Raw genomic sequence first — 15,642 nt, forward strand, 5'->3', positions numbered from 1 at the left:
AGCAAATGTTACGGGTGCAAATTTTAACGCGTATAAAATTAAAAAGAAACATCTGAAAATTCTCAAGTCTTGGTGTTTTGAGTATATAAATCCAGTGTATGCGATTTAAGTATTTGCTTGCTATTTTTTCTATATTCTAATTCCGATTGTAATGGAAGCTTATGTGTGATCTTTTTGCTTCCTTTTTTATTTTGAATGGCAGCAAGAGTATTTAGTTTTTTTAAATAATGCCGTCTACTTTCAGAACGTTCTCATCTATTGAGAGACCAGTATTTAAAAACTTTAAAATTCCAAATAGGTATTGATGTGGTGAAGCATAAGTGGCGCTTTTTTCGAAAACGCAAAAATTAACATTTCCTAATTGAAATAAAAAGAACTCCTTTACGACCTATAGCTTGTAGGTTTGTTTTATAAATAAGCACCTGTCATCATTAATAATGATATAATAAGTAACTAATTATGTTAAAACGCACCAATATTGAAGATAAACTCAAAAAGTCTAAGGCCAAAATGTTTAAAGGCACTGATATTCTTGAGCAGGTAACGGCTATATTGAAGGAAGAAGATAGAAGGGAAGATGCTATTATGGCACGGATGAAGAGTCCACAGAAACCTACTCCTCGAAATCATTTTAATATTGACCTACTGGAAACAGACCGCATTTATCACGTAGACCAAATTAGAGATATTTGTGTGACGTATAGGCTGCGCTTTCTAGACACTAAATATTTTAAAAATGAAATTCCTTATGAAGCTTTGATGAAAATCAAGCAGATGGAAAAGGAACATCATATTGAGATGCGTGGTTTTAAAATCGTCGCACCGTCAAAATTATTTAAATTAGAAGATGCAGATGATCCATTGCTTTTTGCACCTATAGGAAACGGTTACTTTTACCTTATCCACAAATGGGGAAATGATTTAAATGCCTTTAGGAAAATATGGGCATGGAATTTTAAAACATTTGAAAATTTAATTTTTTCAACTGTTGTGGTAAGTCTACTTGCGGCTTATTTGATCCCTAATGGCATCTTTGCTAAGAATCCAACAGGAGTAGAGTTTTTACTCATATTCTTTTTTACATTTAAGTCGATTGCCGCTATGGTCTTGTATTATTCTTTTGCTGCAGGTAAAAACTTCAACACGGCGATTTGGAATTCCAAATATTTTAATGCATAAATAGTTTGCCTTTACAAACTGTATTATATGAAGCGCTCCTAGTTTATTCTAGGGAGCGCTTTTTATTTATCTTTACATTTATAAAAAAGTATTATGGCAGTAAGAAAAAGAAATCCAATTCTAGGCGGTGTCATGGCAGCTGCGTTTATAGGTTTTGGAGGTTGGAGATTATTCGATCACTTTGTGTTAGAAACACCTATGGAAATGCCTTATATCATTTTAGGTTTTGGAGTTTTTGTTTACGGAATTTACCTCGTATATGCTTTAATTACTCAAAAAGATGTCTGAACCTAGTTCAAATAAGCGCAATTATACCATCCTACTTTCTATAGTTTTTGTAGGTATAGGTTCGTGGAAATTGTATGATAAATTCGTTCAAGATAAAGAGGTAGACAGTTATCAGTGGATACTTGCTGCAGGGCTTGTGGTGTTCGGTGCTTATCAATTGATCGGATTGAAGAAGAAATAAGGTTGATAAGACATTCCTTGTCTGTATTTATTTTTAAAGGCCCTTACAAGCGGTAATAAAAATAACTTTTGATCTAGCTTTCGATTAACATTCGTAAATAGCTGGCTCTTTGGTAGCCTTCGACAGGTATCGTTCAGGATCTTTAGCTACATCTCCAATCTGTGCTGTGTTCTTCCCTTCATAATTTTTAATATTTTTATTAAGGGAGTATAGGAATCGAAGTGTCTAATCATCCGCTTTTCCGATTAAAACGCTTGGTGCTTACCTGTAGCACTCGCGATTGCCTTTCGTTTTAAAACTTCCAATCCTTGGAAGCAGTCTGTTTAGGAAAGGAGCGGTAATATTTAGTTATCCTATCGCTGCAGAGTAGCATCGTTTGAAATATTTCAAAAACTAATAGCTCAGGTGTTTTCTTCCGATTACTTTCCAGATTAGAGAACTGTCCCACTTTTGCTCAGCTTATCCTATCTGGAGTATGTCGATTAACTCAGCATAAATTTATATAAGTGTAAAAGTAAAGACCATAAAAATAGGACCATAGCGAAACCGAATTACTTGTTCCTTTAGAGAAATGTACAACAGGATAATAAGTTCGTAAGGCTGGAATCTATCACAAAAATGACCCGCTGAATTTCCTTATCAACCTACTTAGACAAATTAAGCACTATCAAATTTAGTTTGGTTTTACAGGGTGGTGCTGTTTATCTAATAGGATTTAACAAAAAAATCGCTTTACAAATCTTGATTTGCAAAGCGATTTTTAAATTTATCTAATACCTAATCTAAAACTTTTGTTTTATAGCTGCCATTTTAATGGCTGCTACAGCTGCTTCACTGCCTTTATTGCCATGAACACCACCGCTTCGAGCGACAGATTGTGCATGCGTATCATCTGTTAAAACACAAAAGATAACGGGAATTCGAGAGCTATTAAGGTTTAAATCTTTAATACCGCTGGTGACCCCTTGACAGACAAAGTCAAAGTGAGCAGTTTCTCCGCGTATCACATTACCTATAGCAATGATAGCGTCTAGATCTTTACGTAGTTTACTGTTTTTAACAGGGTAACTTGTGTGTTGCATATTCTTGCATCCATATATAAGTTCAAAGGATCCCGGAACATTCATACGAAAAATACTCTGTGCATCTATGCCACAATCTAATAAAGTCTCTTGAGCGCCCTTAAAAAGATTTTCAGTAATATCATCATTCCATTCAGAAACAACGATTCCTATGCGCATGTTTGTAGCGTCTGGAAGACTGCTTTTGTCATATTGCGATAAATCTTTTCCTACTGTTGCCATTATGTATTAGTTAGAAGCTGCTTTTGCTTGGCCTAAAAGAACTTGAGCTGTTTTAATTTCATCAGCATCTGGATAGTTTTCTTCAATTCTTTCTAATGCAGTCACAGCAGTACTATTATCTCCAGTTGTTAGGGCTACTTGTGCAGCCTTAAGAAGGTATTTAGGAGTAGAGTATTCATTTACATTAGCATTTGCAGCATCCATATAGTAGGAAACAGCATCGCCAGCTTGACCAGCTTGTACAAGAGCGTCACCTATTCCAGCTTTTGCGATAGCCTTTAACACAGTATCACCACCGTCATAAGCCTTCAGGTAATCGATAGCTTTTTGCAGTTGGTCGCCGCCTATATTAAGATAGGCCATTCCAGCTTGGTAAGTAGCAAGATTTCCTGCGTCAGTTCCTTTATATTCTTCGGCAAGTTTTATAAGTCCGTATTTTCCATTTGCGCCTTCTAGTGCCACTCCGTATAGAGAGTCTTTTTCTTTACCCGTAGAATTAACTGCGAGGTCATAGTACTTGTTAGCTTCACTAGATTCTTCGATAGCCACTATTTCTTGAGGTTGCGCTACAAATTGATTATAAGCCCACGCTGTCGCAGATCCTATAGCGATAAGAGCAACTATTATAATTAAAGCTTTTTGGTTTTTCTCTAACCATTGTTCTGCCTTATTTGCGCCTTCGTCAAGGGTGCTAAATACTTCAGCAGTAGTTGATTCTGAATCATCAAAAAGTTGGTCATTATCTTCTTTTTCCGGTTTCGTTTTCGGTTTGTATCCTCTTTTGTTATAAGTAGCCATAATTGTCTTTAATTGAAAGCGCAAAAATATAATTTTTATCCATATATAAAAATGTGTGAAAGCTTTATTCTCTACCTTTTGTTAGGTTAAGTTTGCAATACGTCTATTAAGAGGTTGATTATTCCGCTTTCGCGAAAGTAGAACAATCACAAAAACCTATATTACAATTAGTTATAAAAATATTCATGAAACTTAATTCTATAAGTCTTATTAATTATAAAAGCTTTTCTTCGGCCGATTTTGAGTTTGATGATAAGATTAATTGCTTTGTAGGGAACAATGGTGTAGGAAAAACCAACGTTTTAGACGCGATTTACCATCTTGCGTTCGCAAAAAGCTACTTTAATCCCATCACAGTACAAAATATCAAACATGACGAAGAGTTTTTTGTTGTGAATGGTAATTTTATTAAAAATGATCAGGAAGAAAAGATCGTAGTCAGCGCAAAAAAAGGAGTCAAACGCGTAGTAAAACGCAATGGTAAAATTTATGATAGGATCAGTGAGCACATAGGTTTGATTCCCTTAGTTATTATTTCTCCTACGGATCGTGATTTGATTATTGAAGGAAGCGATACGAGACGCAAATTTCTAGATGGGGTTATTTCTCTAAGTAATTCCTTGTATTTGAATAAATTGATCAACTACAACAAGTTGCTTCAGCAGCGTAATGCTTTGCTTAAATATTTTTATATCAATCGCACATTTGACAGTGATGCTCTTGCAGTATACGATGAGCAACTCATAGCTTTGGGAGGTTATATGCACAGTACGAGAACGTCTTTTTTAAAATCATTCACTCCTATTTTTAAGAAATATTATCAGCAAATTTCTCGTTCTGAAGAAGCTGTTGATATTTATTATAAAGCCGACTTTAACAACACAAACCCTGCTCTTGTTTTAAAAAATGCTCAACAAAAGGATTTGCAATTGCAATATACAAGCGTAGGAACTCACAAAGATGATTTGTTGTTCCTATTGGACAATCATTTGGTAAAGAAATTTGGTAGTCAAGGACAACAGAAGAGCTTCCTTACTGCTTTAAAATTAGCACAGTTTGAATTTATAAAGCAAGAAAGTGGAACGGTTCCTATTTTGCTTCTCGACGATATTTTTGACAAACTTGATGAATCTCGAGTATCTCAAATAATTGATATGGTAAATGATGATCAATTCGGTCAGTTATTTATAAGTGATACCCATCCAGAAAGAACCGAAGCCGTCATTAAACAAACCGAGCAATCGTATAAAATCTTTAAGTTATGAAAAAAATTAGCTGCTTATGGCTGACTATTCTGTTGATTTCTTGTTCGACCAACGAAGAAAAGATAAAGACCCTAGAAGGTTATTGGAATATCGATGAAGTCATTTTATCTGATGGAACTGAGCGTGAATTCCCTTTTTCCAATCATATGGATCATTTTGAAATAGATGGATTTAAAGGTGTCAAAAATCGAGTAAGTCCCAGATACAATGGTAGCTTTGTATCTTATGGAAATCCTATTTATTTTCAATGGGAAGAAAAAGAAGGCGATTTATGGCTTACCTTTCAAGAAGGAGCCGGTTCTTATACTCAAAAAGTAAAGGAAGCTACAAAGGAAACCTTAGTCTTGCTTCATGAAAATGGAACACGATACACCTACAAAAGATATGCACTCAATGAGGAACAATAAAAAAGAGGACTTTGCACGCATGAGCGATGTGCTAAGTGATTTTAAAGCGCAAAGCAAGCTGCAAAAAGGGTTTGAGAAGGTAGACGTAGAAGGTGCTTGGAAAGCTGTTATGGGAACTGGTGTGACTAATTATACCACACAAATTAAGTTTACTTCTGGAACCTTATTTATAAATCTTTCTTCTTCAGTTTTAAGACAAGAATTGCTTTACGGTCGTGCAAAAATCATCAAGAATTTAAATGATCATTTAGGTAGAGAGATGATTGAGAAATTAGTATTGAGGTAGCGTTCGCTAATTTAAATTAAAGTAATTAGCCTTATTTGAACTGAACAGGAGCACTATCTACCTCTTCACTGGCTTTTATTGATCTATCTCGAACCATCTGTTTTTTAAAAATACGTTCATAGAGCTCTTGAAGACTATTGAAATCGATCCTGTATTGCAATCCCAAGCCTTGGGTATAGTCCTCTTGCTGCCCCAATTGTTGCAGCGTGTTTTCTCTATTAAATAATTTCAAACGCAAGGTGCCATCTTCATTGATTAGGAATTCTATCTCTACATTTCCGATAACTGCTCGCTCGCTGGCACTTGTGGATCCTACAGGAACTCCTAATTTACCATTGATCAATACACGGTCTGTTATTTGTGTGCTTAAAGTAATTCCAAAACGATCGGAACGTTGCAAATCCGAGTTTGGATTGCGTTCAGAAGCCTCATAACTGACACCAAAGTCAAATTTACTATCTTCTCTACTTACAAGGTCATTCACAATTCCTGTAACACTTTCTACTACGTTTCCCGTAACCGCATTCTGCCCTATACTGTTAGGGTTGTAAAAAGAGCCCATGCTAACTAGTGATAAGGCTTGTAGCTGTCTTTGTGCTTTATCATCTAATCGGTATTGCAACTCAGAGCTTACAACAGAGTTCGTATTAGGGAATCTAATGAAAAATTCAGGGTCAAAAAAACTAAGGTCACCTTGTAGTTTGGTCAGCACATCTACAGGAATTTGAGCATTCAAGTTTGGGTTATCAAGAAGTATGGATGGATTTGCTCTGGTTTTATAAACGGCTTCTACATCTATGTTGGCATTAGTAGGATCGCCGTTCCAGTCCATCGTTCCACCGGGTTCTATAATAAAGTTTTTGTTTACTATCCCAGCATACTTAAAATTGTAAATTCCTTCTGTAACTATAAAGTCACCGTTCATAATAAATTTACCTGTGGTGTTGATTTCTAAAAGCAAATTCCCAACGCCACGCCCGCGTATGTAACTACCATTAGTAGGGTCTACAGTTATTTCTACTTCGGCCTCTGGAGTTACTTGAAGTTCAAATCTTAATTCCAGCCCACTTACCTTATCTATGATGAATGTTTCCCCAGAGATGCGTGCCTTTTTTTCTTCTGGACTCAAGAAATATATAGCAGAGGTGTCTCCTAAAGATTCTCCGTCATCGATAGGCACTTTAAAAACAGTCTCCGCTCCAGTGGCAGCGATTACATTAATTAATAACCCATCTGTAGGGCCAGTAATCGTTGCCTGACCATTTATAAAAGCTGTTCCATAATACAAGGCATCTGGTGTTAATTCTGTGTCTAGAGCAAGCAGTCTCTCTGACTCTATATTTAGATCAAGATCCCAAAAACCAAAATTCTTATGATTGATTGCACCAGATAATGTACCTTTAGTCCTGTATTTCGTATCCTTGAGCTGTAAATTTTTAAAATCAAATGACGTTGATGTGACTGTTATTTGTGAATTATTCTCCAGATCAAAATCAGTATTGAGGTAAGGAATACGCAAACCAGCATTGTTTAATTGGAGAGAACCATTAATATCAGGCTTGCTCAACGTTCCTGTAATTTTTGCTTGTCCAGAGGTTAAACCTCTTATGTTATCGAGCACCTCTCCACCTAGAGGACTTAAAGCAACTAAATTGAAATCTTTAAAAACTGCGTTTACATTGATCTGGCTATTTCCTTCACTAGTGTTGATGCTTCCAGTAGCAGTAAATGTTTTTTGCAGGTCATCTTTTAACTCTGCGCTTACATTGTAAAGACTCAAATCTTCATTACCAGTAATGGATAGGTCAAAATCACCTAATGGAGTTTCATTGACTTCAAATCCTTTTACGGTAAGCTGACTAGAAGGTGAATAATTGCCATTTACTTGTTGCAAGGATAAAACTCCATCAATATGACCTTTGAGTTTTAAACTATCAATAGGAGAGGTAATGCTAGAAACTTCAACATCTTTGAAATCTAAATGAAGGTCTTTGGTCTCCTTATTAGTAATATCTCCTGCGAGCGTCACCAACTCTTCTTCATGACTTGCTATCAAGCTATCGAGTCTAAATGTTTTAAAATCATGATCAAATTTTAATTTTACATCTTCATCTGTCTTGTTTAAAAACCATTTTTTACCTTGGAAAATCACATCGCTTTTTCTTATACCGATAACAGATTCATTCTTATTATTTATGGTATGATAAAAGCTAAGGTTAAATTTGTCAGTATCTCTTGAGGAGCTTTTAAATTTAGTACGGAAGAGCAGCGTATCTTTATTAGTAACATTAATAAGTTGAAAATCGGCTATATTATAAATGCTGTTTTTAACGCCATCAATTTTAATAAATGTATTAAATAATGGATTTTGGTTATTGATTTGAACATTGACTTTGTCGAGTGCTATATCGTAAATTTTAATATTGGGTGATCTAAAAGTCATGCGGAACTGTGCTTCATTGCTAGCTACCTGCCCTTTTAGAATGGTATTTTCGCCTAGAGCTATGTCAGGGAAAATGAGATCTACTAATTTATCATAAATTTTAAATTCATAATTTAGGTACTGATTCTGCGTGATGTTTTCTGATTTGTAATTCGTGTACACATTGCCAATACTGTTTTTAAACAATTCTGGAATTTCTGCAATCTTAAAAACACCAGAAAGTTCTCCTTCTATAATGTCAGTGCTATTAATAGATATAAATCGCTCTTTATTTTCAAAGCTGGAAGCGATACGGAAGTCATTAAAAATATAATTATCGTTAGGGTTTTTATAGCTGGCATCTGTGATATCTATGGTGCCTTCGGCATCATCTAATGTGGTACCTTTCATTTTCATAACTACCTCTCCTTTAAGAATGGCGATAGAATCGCGCTTAAAGAGATTAATAGCGTTTAAATCGGCATAGTTAATTATAGCCTTGAAGTCGTAGGTATTTACGGCGGCGCTAAGATCTGCAAGACCGTCAAAATCCATTCGAAGATTAGGATCATTTACAGACACCTTACCATTAAAAATTGGCTTTTTGAATTTGCCGTTTACATTAATATTACGATAAGAATAGTCATTGAAGTCTAATTGAGCTATGTTTCCTTTAAGTGAGGCATAGGCATTTTCAGGATCAAAACCACGTCCATTTAAATCGAGATCCAGCGTTACTTTACCAACTTCTTTCAGACCAAATAAAGAGCCTAGATCAACACGTTGTAGTTTTATATTTCCATTATATGCAATGTTACCACTTCGTATATCCTTTAGAATTAGATTTGAATTAAAACTGCCTTTACGCGTAGTTCCTGATAATCTAGTAACCACCTTATTGGCATTCACACTTGCATAACCAGTAGCTTGTAAGGTGCCAAATTGATGTAGTTTTGATGGCAGTGTTTTTCCTAGGATATTAGGCAAGAATTTTTTAAGATCTGTGTTGCTTACTTGTAGGTTCTTAAAATCACCTTCCACATAGAAGTTTTCTTCATTTTCAATAAGATTTTTAAAATGCATTTTGCCATCTATACTGATGTCGCCAAGAGTGGTGGCTAGCATATCTTCTACAACAAAATCATTAAGGGTTCCCTTTAGGCGTCCTCTTAATTCCACATGGTCGTCCTCAACGATTTCATCATAGAATTTCCTGAGTTCATTAGTAGATAAATCTGCCTTTTTAATAATGAAATCCCAATCTACTTTTTGTATAAAATCAGCAAAGTCTTTTCTCTGGTATGATAATTTAAGGTCGCCTTCGATTAGAGAACCAGCAGTGTTGATGGCCAGTTTATTAGCTAGAATTTGAGTGGGTGTGTAAGAAAAAACAGTTTTGAGACTTTTAATCCTTAAGTTTTTAGTGCCATTTATATCGGATTTCATTACTCCAGTGTACATATCAAAGGAAGCATCTTCTATTATGGCACTTACATTGGAGCCTTCTATTTTTAATCCTTCAGATTGCAAATTAAAGTTTTTTGCCATGAAGGTTTCCGGATATTTCAGATTTTCATCGATGATGCTTATCCTTGAATTGCTAATATTTAAATCATCTGTAGTGAGCACAAATGGAGTCGTAGATGGGGTTTTACTTTTCCCAAATTTATTTAAAAATTGGTTTAGATTGTCATCTTCTTCCCCTTTGTATTTTTTCATATTGAGGTAGAATCCATCTATAGAAGTAGTCCCTAAATCTGGCTTTCCGGTGATCATATTCCCAAAACCTAGAATAGAAGATCTAAGTTCTTTAAAATAAATAACAGTGTCTTTACGGCTATCTAAAGCTTTTGATTCTCTAAGTACCACATCACCTGATAAGGAAATTTTTATGGATGTAATGGTTATATCTGTTCCGTATTCTTCGTTAAGATAAGAGGTAGTGTAATTTGCTGCAACGGTTTGAACGGCAGGAAATGAAAACGTAACTGCTATTATTATGAATAATAAAAGCAGCATTAGCAGGGTTTTCACCAGTATTTTAAGAAGTTTCTTAATCATGTATCGTTTACCTTTGCAATATTATCAATTTTTATGCCTTAAATCTCTAATGGATCCACAAATTTCTTACATTCTTGCTATTGAATCCTCCTGCGATGATACCGCTTGCGCTATTCTTAAAGATGATCAAGTCTTATCAAATGTCGTTGCTGGTCAGGAAATCCACATACAATACGGAGGAGTTGTCCCAGAACTGGCTTCTAGAGCGCATCAGTCTCATATTGTTCCCGTTGTAGATCAGGCACTAAAAAAAGCTGGTATTACAAAAAAAGACTTAACCGCTATTGCTTTTACCAGAGGTCCAGGACTTATGGGAAGCCTTTTAGTAGGTGCTAGTTTTGCCAAATCTCTCGCGCTTGCGCTTGACATACCACTTATAGACGTGCATCACATGCACGGTCACATTCTAGCGCATTTTATTAATGAGGGCCAAGAAGTACCTCAATTTCCTTTTCTTGGAGTAACTATAAGTGGCGGGCATACACAGATTATAAAAGTGACTGACTACCATAAAATGGAAGTCATAGGAACTACACAAGATGATGCTATAGGAGAAGCTTTTGATAAAAGCGGCAAGATGCTAGGATTGGGTTATCCAGCGGGTCCTCAAATAGACCAACTCTCTAAAAAAGGAGACCCTAAAAAGTTTCCCTTTCCAATTCCTAAAGCTCCAAACCTAAATTATAGCTTTAGTGGTTTTAAGACTGCTGTACTGTATTTTATACAACGAGAGGTAAAGAAGAATCCAGATTTTGTCAAAGAAAATCTGCATGATATTTGCGCTAGTATACAGCACACTCTCATTAAAATTTTATTTCAAAAGATTGAAAAAGCAGTAAAAGAAACCGGAATAAACACGGTAGCCATGGGCGGTGGTGTGAGTGCAAATTCTGGGATAAGGTTAAGACTCACTTCTTATAACCAAAAAGGATGGAACACCTTTGTTCCACCTTTTGCATACACGACAGATAACGCTGCTATGATAGGTATTTCAGGATATTTTAAATATTTAGATGGATATACTGCAGGAATGGAAATAACAGCTTCACCTAGAATATCGATGTAATGCAATTATTTTATTTTAATAACGTAACACCAGATGCTACTGTTCTCCAACTTGATAAAGAGCAGGCGAGACACATGACCAAAGCCTTGCGCAAGAAAGTAGGTGATTCCGTCCACATTACAGATGGAGTAGGTAATTTGTATGAAGGTGTAATAAGTCTTGTGACGAGTAATAAATGTAGTATTGATATCGCTTTCGCGAAAGCGTATCCTCAACCAGCTCAAAACTTACACATCGCCATAGCACCTACCAAAATGAATGACCGTATGGAATGGTTTCTAGAAAAAGCCACAGAAATGGGGATTTCAAAAATTACACCTTTGCTATGTGATCACAGTGAACGTAAAAAAATTAATAGAGACAGGTTTCACAAAATTTTAATTAGTGCTATCCAGCAAAGCAATCAGTTTCATATCCCCATAATAGAGGAGCTTACATCTCTGTCAGATTTTATAAAGACGCATATAACAGGGGTGAAGTGTATTGCTCATTGTGAAGATACCGACAAAAAAACCCTCGCCCAAATGATAGATAAAAGCAAAGACTTTACATTAATCATAGGTCCAGAAGGTGATTTATCTAGTCGGGAGATAGCCGCATCCTTAAAACATGGATTTACACCTACTTCTTTAGGAAATAACAGATTGCGTACTGAAACTGCTGGTGTATATGCAACAGCAATTTTTAATAGTACCATTAAATAAGTGCTGAATCCTTTAACGATAGAGTTGTTACATAAAATAAAAAGTATCAATAGTTCTTTTTATTATTCATAGGTCGTGAAGTAATGTAGTGACACGTATAGCGAAAGTTATAAGTGTTTCTATAAAAATTCTCTTGCTTTTGTTAGCGAAGATATTAAATAGTGCTTTGTTAAAGTTTTCCTTTTAATTTTCAAGAGAATTAGTAATAGTATCAAGCTTTTCAGAAGCTGATTTGATATTTGCGATGTTTTTATCAGGATCATTATGCACTAATTTCACATTGTTTTTATCATGTCGAAAAGCAAGCATTCCAAAAGCTAGCAGTAAACTTACGATGGGGATAATAGTTTTTGGTGATGTGGTAATTTTCATAACAGGGGAATTATGGTTTCAAATATAAAAATTTAACGTTATTATAAGGTATAATCTGCGTTTTTTTTTATCAATAGGTAAATAACACTAATCAAAACGCAAAATAAGTTTGTAATTTGCTGAACTATGAAAAGAACATTGATTTTAATCGCTGTATTATTTTTAAGTTACGTCCAGGCACAACAACTTGCCGTACTGAAATACAACGGTGGTGGTGACTGGTATTCAAATCCAACGGCCGTACCCAATTTGATTACTTACTGTAATGATCACATAGGCACACAGTTAAATAAAGAGGTCGCTGTTGTGGAGCCTAGTAGTGTATCTATTTTTCAATATCCCTATATTCATATGACAGGGCACGGTAATGTGGTGTTTAATGAAGCAGATATTCAAAATTTAAAAAATTACCTTTTGAGTGGTGGTTTTCTTCACATTGATGATAATTATGGTATGGAACCCTATTTAAATAAAGAGCTTGTTAAATTATTTCCTCAAAAAGAATTGGTAGAATTACCTGCATCACATCCTATATTCAATGTGTACGCAAAATTTCCTAAAGGATTACCTAAAATACACGAACACCAAGGCCAGAGGCCTCAAGCTAAAGGATTATTTCATGAAGGTAGGTTGGTGTTATTGTTTACCTTTGAAAGTGACTTGGGTGATGGATGGGAAAGCCCAGAAGTACACAATGATCCGCCAGAGGTGCGCAAGAAAGCATTAGATATGGGAGCAAATATTATTAAATATGTTTTTACCAACTAAGTTATGATTAAAGCTATTCATTCTAAGTCTATTACCTACGGCCTCTTAAGGGCATTGGGACTCATATTTGGTGTTTTTATTCTGCTGTGGTTTCTTTGGGAAATACAATCTGTTCTTGCTTATATCGGAATTGCCGCAGTAGTTTCATTAATAGGAAGACCGATCGTTTTATTTTTAAAAGACAGATTAAAATTTCATAATACGATAGCGGTAATCCTTACATTATTACTGCTTTTTATGATCATTATAGGTGCGGTTTTGATGGTCATTCCTATCATTACTGAGCAAAGCGATAACTTAAGTCAGATTGATCTGGAAGAATTAGAATTAAATATAGAAATCTTAAATGAACAGATCAGTGCTTACTTTGGCATTCAAAGAGTTGATATTTTAGAGCGACTTCAAAAGACACAGTACTACGAGAACTTTAATATGGAGCTTATTCCTCAATTCGTTAATGGTTTCTTTGGAACGTTAGGCAGCTTTGGAATAGGTTTGTTTTCTATATTATTTATTGCTTTCTTCTTTCTTAAAGACAGTCGCCTTTTATTAGAAGGTGTATTAGTCTTTTCAAAAAAAGGAACTGAAGGTCAATTTTTAAGGGCTTTTACTAAAATCAAGCAATTGCTCTCAAGATATTTTATTGGTTTGGTGTTTCAAGTGTTTATTTTATTTGTTCTTTACGGTGTTATCTTATTTATAGTAGGAGTAGAAAATGCAATCATCATTGCCTTTTTCTGTGCATTACTTAATCTCGTTCCTTACTTAGGTCCTGCGATAGGCTATGTATTAATGTCTGCTTTTGTGATTAGTGGCCATCTAGGCTCCAATTTTTCTGAAGTGATCTTACCTAAATTAATGATCGTATTAATAGGCTATGGAATCGTACAGACTATCGACAACTTTTTAAATCAACCGTTGATATTTGGTAAGAGTGTAAAATCGCATCCTTTGGAGATTTTCATCATAATTCTCATAGCAGGAATATTGTTTGGTATTCTAGGATTAGTACTCGCAATTCCCACATATACAGCTATCAAGGTAATCTCAAAAGAGTTTTTAAGCGAGTATAAAATCGTTAAGAAACTCACTCAAAATTTATAGATGAATCTTGCCGTTATAAGAGCTGAAGTGGATGAGTATCTTAGAATTCATTTGCATGAAAATGCAGCTGCTTTTATGCTTAAAAAACATCCTTTTCAACATATCTCAAATCAAGAGCTTACACAACAGTTAGTTGGATTACAAAAAGCGCGATATAAATTTCCTAGGCTTTTTGAGAATCATCAGATCATTTATCCGCCTAAGGTAAATTTGGAACAGACCAGTTCAGAAGTTACCGCAACATATAAGTCCCAATTGTTTAAGATCGGCAGCATGATAGACCTGACAGGAGGATTTGGAATGGATGTTTCCGCTTTTGCAAAGTGGTGCCCAATAACGACACATCTTGAGTCCTGCGTTTATTTACAGCCATATGCACAACAATTATTAAAGACGCAATTACTTCCAACGAAGTCACTATGTACCGATGGAATAGAGTTCTTAAAAAAAACCTTAGATTCTTACGATCTAATTTATTTAGATCCTAGCCGAAAAACAGAAACAAATACCAAAGCAGTACTATTAAAAGATTATGAGCCTAATGTCATTGATCATTTGGACTTGTTATTGAATAAGAGCAAACGGGTAATGATCAAAACCTCACCCATGCTGGATATAACCGCTGGGATAAAACAGTTGCAAAAAGTTGGTGAATTGTATGTAGTAGCTGTAAAAAATGAGGTAAAAGAACTGTTGTGGATTTTGAGTGATAAGGAGGTAGATCAAGTGACGTTAACTTGTATTAATTTACAAACGGAGCAGCCGGTTTTTAAAAATTTATGGAGTACACAGCGCAACACTTCCTATTCTAAGCCTCAGAAATATCTTTATGAGCCCAATGCAGCAGTTATGAAATCACAACAATTTGATTCTTTAATGACGCAATACTCTTTGGAAAAACTTGATCAGGATGCTCATCTATTCACTTCAAAGCAGTCAGTGGATTTTCCTGGACGTGTTTTTGAAATTATAAAGGTGATAGAAAATAAACCTAAAAATATTAAAAGGCTTTTTGCTAAAACTGCTAGAGCAATTGTTACACGCAATAATAAAGAATCGGTTGCGCAACTGCGCAAGAAGTATCAGTTTACAGAACATGAAACCGACTATTTATTCTTTACCAGTTCTCAGGAATTAGGTTCCATAATTATTGAAGCTGTTAAGATTTGATGGTTGCTGTTTGGTGCCTTGAATTTGTGTATTTTTTTTAACTCGGCGGTAGGCAAGATGATATTCAAAAAGTCTAATGTTGAATAAGTAAAAGACCTGCTTTTTTAATTTCCCCCGTTGTAAGCAATAATAATAGTTAAAAGTATCAAGATAAGTGGCACTCCTATTAATATAAAAGGCATTGCATCCCAAGTTCCTAATCCTCCCGGTACCCTTAAAGAAAAGACGGTACGAATCAGAATAAATATTGATAATATGGGAGATATC

General features: G+C 35.1%; 15 protein-coding genes. 11 read left to right on the top strand and 4 right to left on the bottom strand.

Annotated elements, in window-relative coordinates; translation table 11 throughout:
- The first annotated feature begins 459 nt into the window (after window positions 1-459).
- The 3 genes from ACJAT0_RS05455 (at window position 460) to ACJAT0_RS05465 (ending at window position 1,648) form a co-directional block, all read left to right on the top strand.
- Entirely contained in the window at window positions 460-1,179 is a 720-nt protein-coding gene (locus tag ACJAT0_RS05455) for a hypothetical protein (protein WP_415180837.1), read from the top strand.
- Window positions 1,180-1,272: 93 nt separating this feature from the next.
- Window positions 1,273-1,467, top strand: coding sequence for a hypothetical protein (locus ACJAT0_RS05460; protein ID WP_374003360.1), 195 nt, complete (start codon window positions 1,273-1,275; stop codon window positions 1,465-1,467).
- Window positions 1,460-1,648, top strand: coding sequence for a hypothetical protein (locus tag ACJAT0_RS05465; protein WP_415180838.1), 189 nt, complete (start codon window positions 1,460-1,462; stop codon window positions 1,646-1,648). Before ACJAT0_RS05460 ends, ACJAT0_RS05465 begins: the two co-directional genes overlap by 8 nt.
- 782 nt (window positions 1,649-2,430) lie before the next feature.
- On the opposite strand, the gene ribH is transcribed toward ACJAT0_RS05465, so the two are convergent.
- Both ribH and ACJAT0_RS05475 read right to left on the bottom strand, forming a co-directional pair.
- The gene (gene ribH / locus ACJAT0_RS05470; RefSeq protein ID WP_374003358.1) at window positions 2,431-2,952 is read right to left on the bottom strand and encodes a 6,7-dimethyl-8-ribityllumazine synthase; all 522 of its coding nucleotides are present in this window, start codon (window positions 2,950-2,952) and stop codon (window positions 2,431-2,433) included.
- Window positions 2,953-2,958: 6 nt separating this feature from the next.
- Window positions 2,959-3,750, bottom strand: coding sequence for a tetratricopeptide repeat protein (locus ACJAT0_RS05475; protein ID WP_415180839.1), 792 nt, complete (start codon window positions 3,748-3,750; stop codon window positions 2,959-2,961).
- A gap of 185 nt (window positions 3,751-3,935) precedes the next feature.
- On the opposite strand from ACJAT0_RS05475, the gene recF reads away from it, so the two are divergent.
- The 3 genes from recF to ACJAT0_RS05490 are packed head-to-tail and all read left to right on the top strand — an operon-like array spanning window position 3,936 to window position 5,708.
- The gene (gene recF / locus ACJAT0_RS05480) at window positions 3,936-5,015 is read left to right on the top strand and encodes a DNA replication/repair protein RecF (RefSeq protein WP_415180840.1); all 1,080 of its coding nucleotides are present in this window, start codon (window positions 3,936-3,938) and stop codon (window positions 5,013-5,015) included.
- Complete coding sequence (locus ACJAT0_RS05485) at window positions 5,012-5,422, top strand: lipocalin family protein (RefSeq protein ID WP_415180841.1); 411 nt, start codon at window positions 5,012-5,014, stop codon at window positions 5,420-5,422. The genes recF and ACJAT0_RS05485 overlap by 4 nt, the downstream gene beginning before the upstream one ends.
- The gene (locus tag ACJAT0_RS05490; RefSeq protein WP_415180842.1) at window positions 5,409-5,708 is read left to right on the top strand and encodes a DUF721 domain-containing protein; all 300 of its coding nucleotides are present in this window, start codon (window positions 5,409-5,411) and stop codon (window positions 5,706-5,708) included. Before ACJAT0_RS05485 ends, ACJAT0_RS05490 begins: the two co-directional genes overlap by 14 nt.
- Window positions 5,709-5,739: 31 nt before the next feature.
- On the opposite strand, the gene ACJAT0_RS05495 is transcribed toward ACJAT0_RS05490, so the two are convergent.
- The gene (locus tag ACJAT0_RS05495; RefSeq protein ID WP_415180843.1) at window positions 5,740-10,149 is read right to left on the bottom strand and encodes a translocation/assembly module TamB domain-containing protein; all 4,410 of its coding nucleotides are present in this window, start codon (window positions 10,147-10,149) and stop codon (window positions 5,740-5,742) included.
- Window positions 10,150-10,240: 91 nt separating this feature from the next.
- Between ACJAT0_RS05495 and tsaD the strand changes: the two genes are divergently transcribed.
- Both tsaD and ACJAT0_RS05505 read left to right on the top strand, forming a co-directional pair.
- Window positions 10,241-11,257: a tRNA (adenosine(37)-N6)-threonylcarbamoyltransferase complex transferase subunit TsaD gene (tsaD, locus tag ACJAT0_RS05500; protein ID WP_415180844.1), complete on the top strand. Its 1,017-nt coding sequence runs from the start codon at window positions 10,241-10,243 to the stop codon at window positions 11,255-11,257.
- Complete coding sequence (locus ACJAT0_RS05505; protein ID WP_415180845.1) at window positions 11,257-11,961, top strand: 16S rRNA (uracil(1498)-N(3))-methyltransferase; 705 nt, start codon at window positions 11,257-11,259, stop codon at window positions 11,959-11,961. Before tsaD ends, ACJAT0_RS05505 begins: the two co-directional genes overlap by 1 nt.
- Before the next feature lie 183 nt (window positions 11,962-12,144).
- Here ACJAT0_RS05505 and ACJAT0_RS05510 read toward each other — a convergent pair whose 3' ends face one another.
- The gene (locus ACJAT0_RS05510) at window positions 12,145-12,333 is read right to left on the bottom strand and encodes a hypothetical protein (protein ID WP_415180846.1); all 189 of its coding nucleotides are present in this window, start codon (window positions 12,331-12,333) and stop codon (window positions 12,145-12,147) included.
- 126 nt (window positions 12,334-12,459) lie between these two features.
- Between ACJAT0_RS05510 and ACJAT0_RS05515 the strand changes: the two genes are divergently transcribed.
- Genes ACJAT0_RS05515 through ACJAT0_RS05525 form a run of 3 tightly spaced genes read left to right on the top strand, consistent with a single transcriptional unit; the run spans window position 12,460 to window position 15,375 of the window.
- Complete coding sequence (locus tag ACJAT0_RS05515; protein ID WP_415180847.1) at window positions 12,460-13,101, top strand: DUF4159 domain-containing protein; 642 nt, start codon at window positions 12,460-12,462, stop codon at window positions 13,099-13,101.
- A 3-nt stretch (window positions 13,102-13,104) separates the two neighbouring features.
- A complete protein-coding gene (locus tag ACJAT0_RS05520; RefSeq protein ID WP_415180848.1) occupies window positions 13,105-14,205 on the top strand; it encodes an AI-2E family transporter in 1,101 nt (366 codons plus the stop codon).
- Window positions 14,206-15,375 (top strand): THUMP-like domain-containing protein, encoded by a 1,170-nt coding sequence (locus tag ACJAT0_RS05525; protein ID WP_415180849.1) that lies wholly within the window; start codon window positions 14,206-14,208, stop codon window positions 15,373-15,375.
- Window positions 15,376-15,642 lie beyond the last annotated feature (267 nt).

This window comes from Nonlabens sp. (assembly GCF_047636915.1).
Lineage (GTDB): Bacteria > Bacteroidota > Bacteroidia > Flavobacteriales > Flavobacteriaceae > Nonlabens.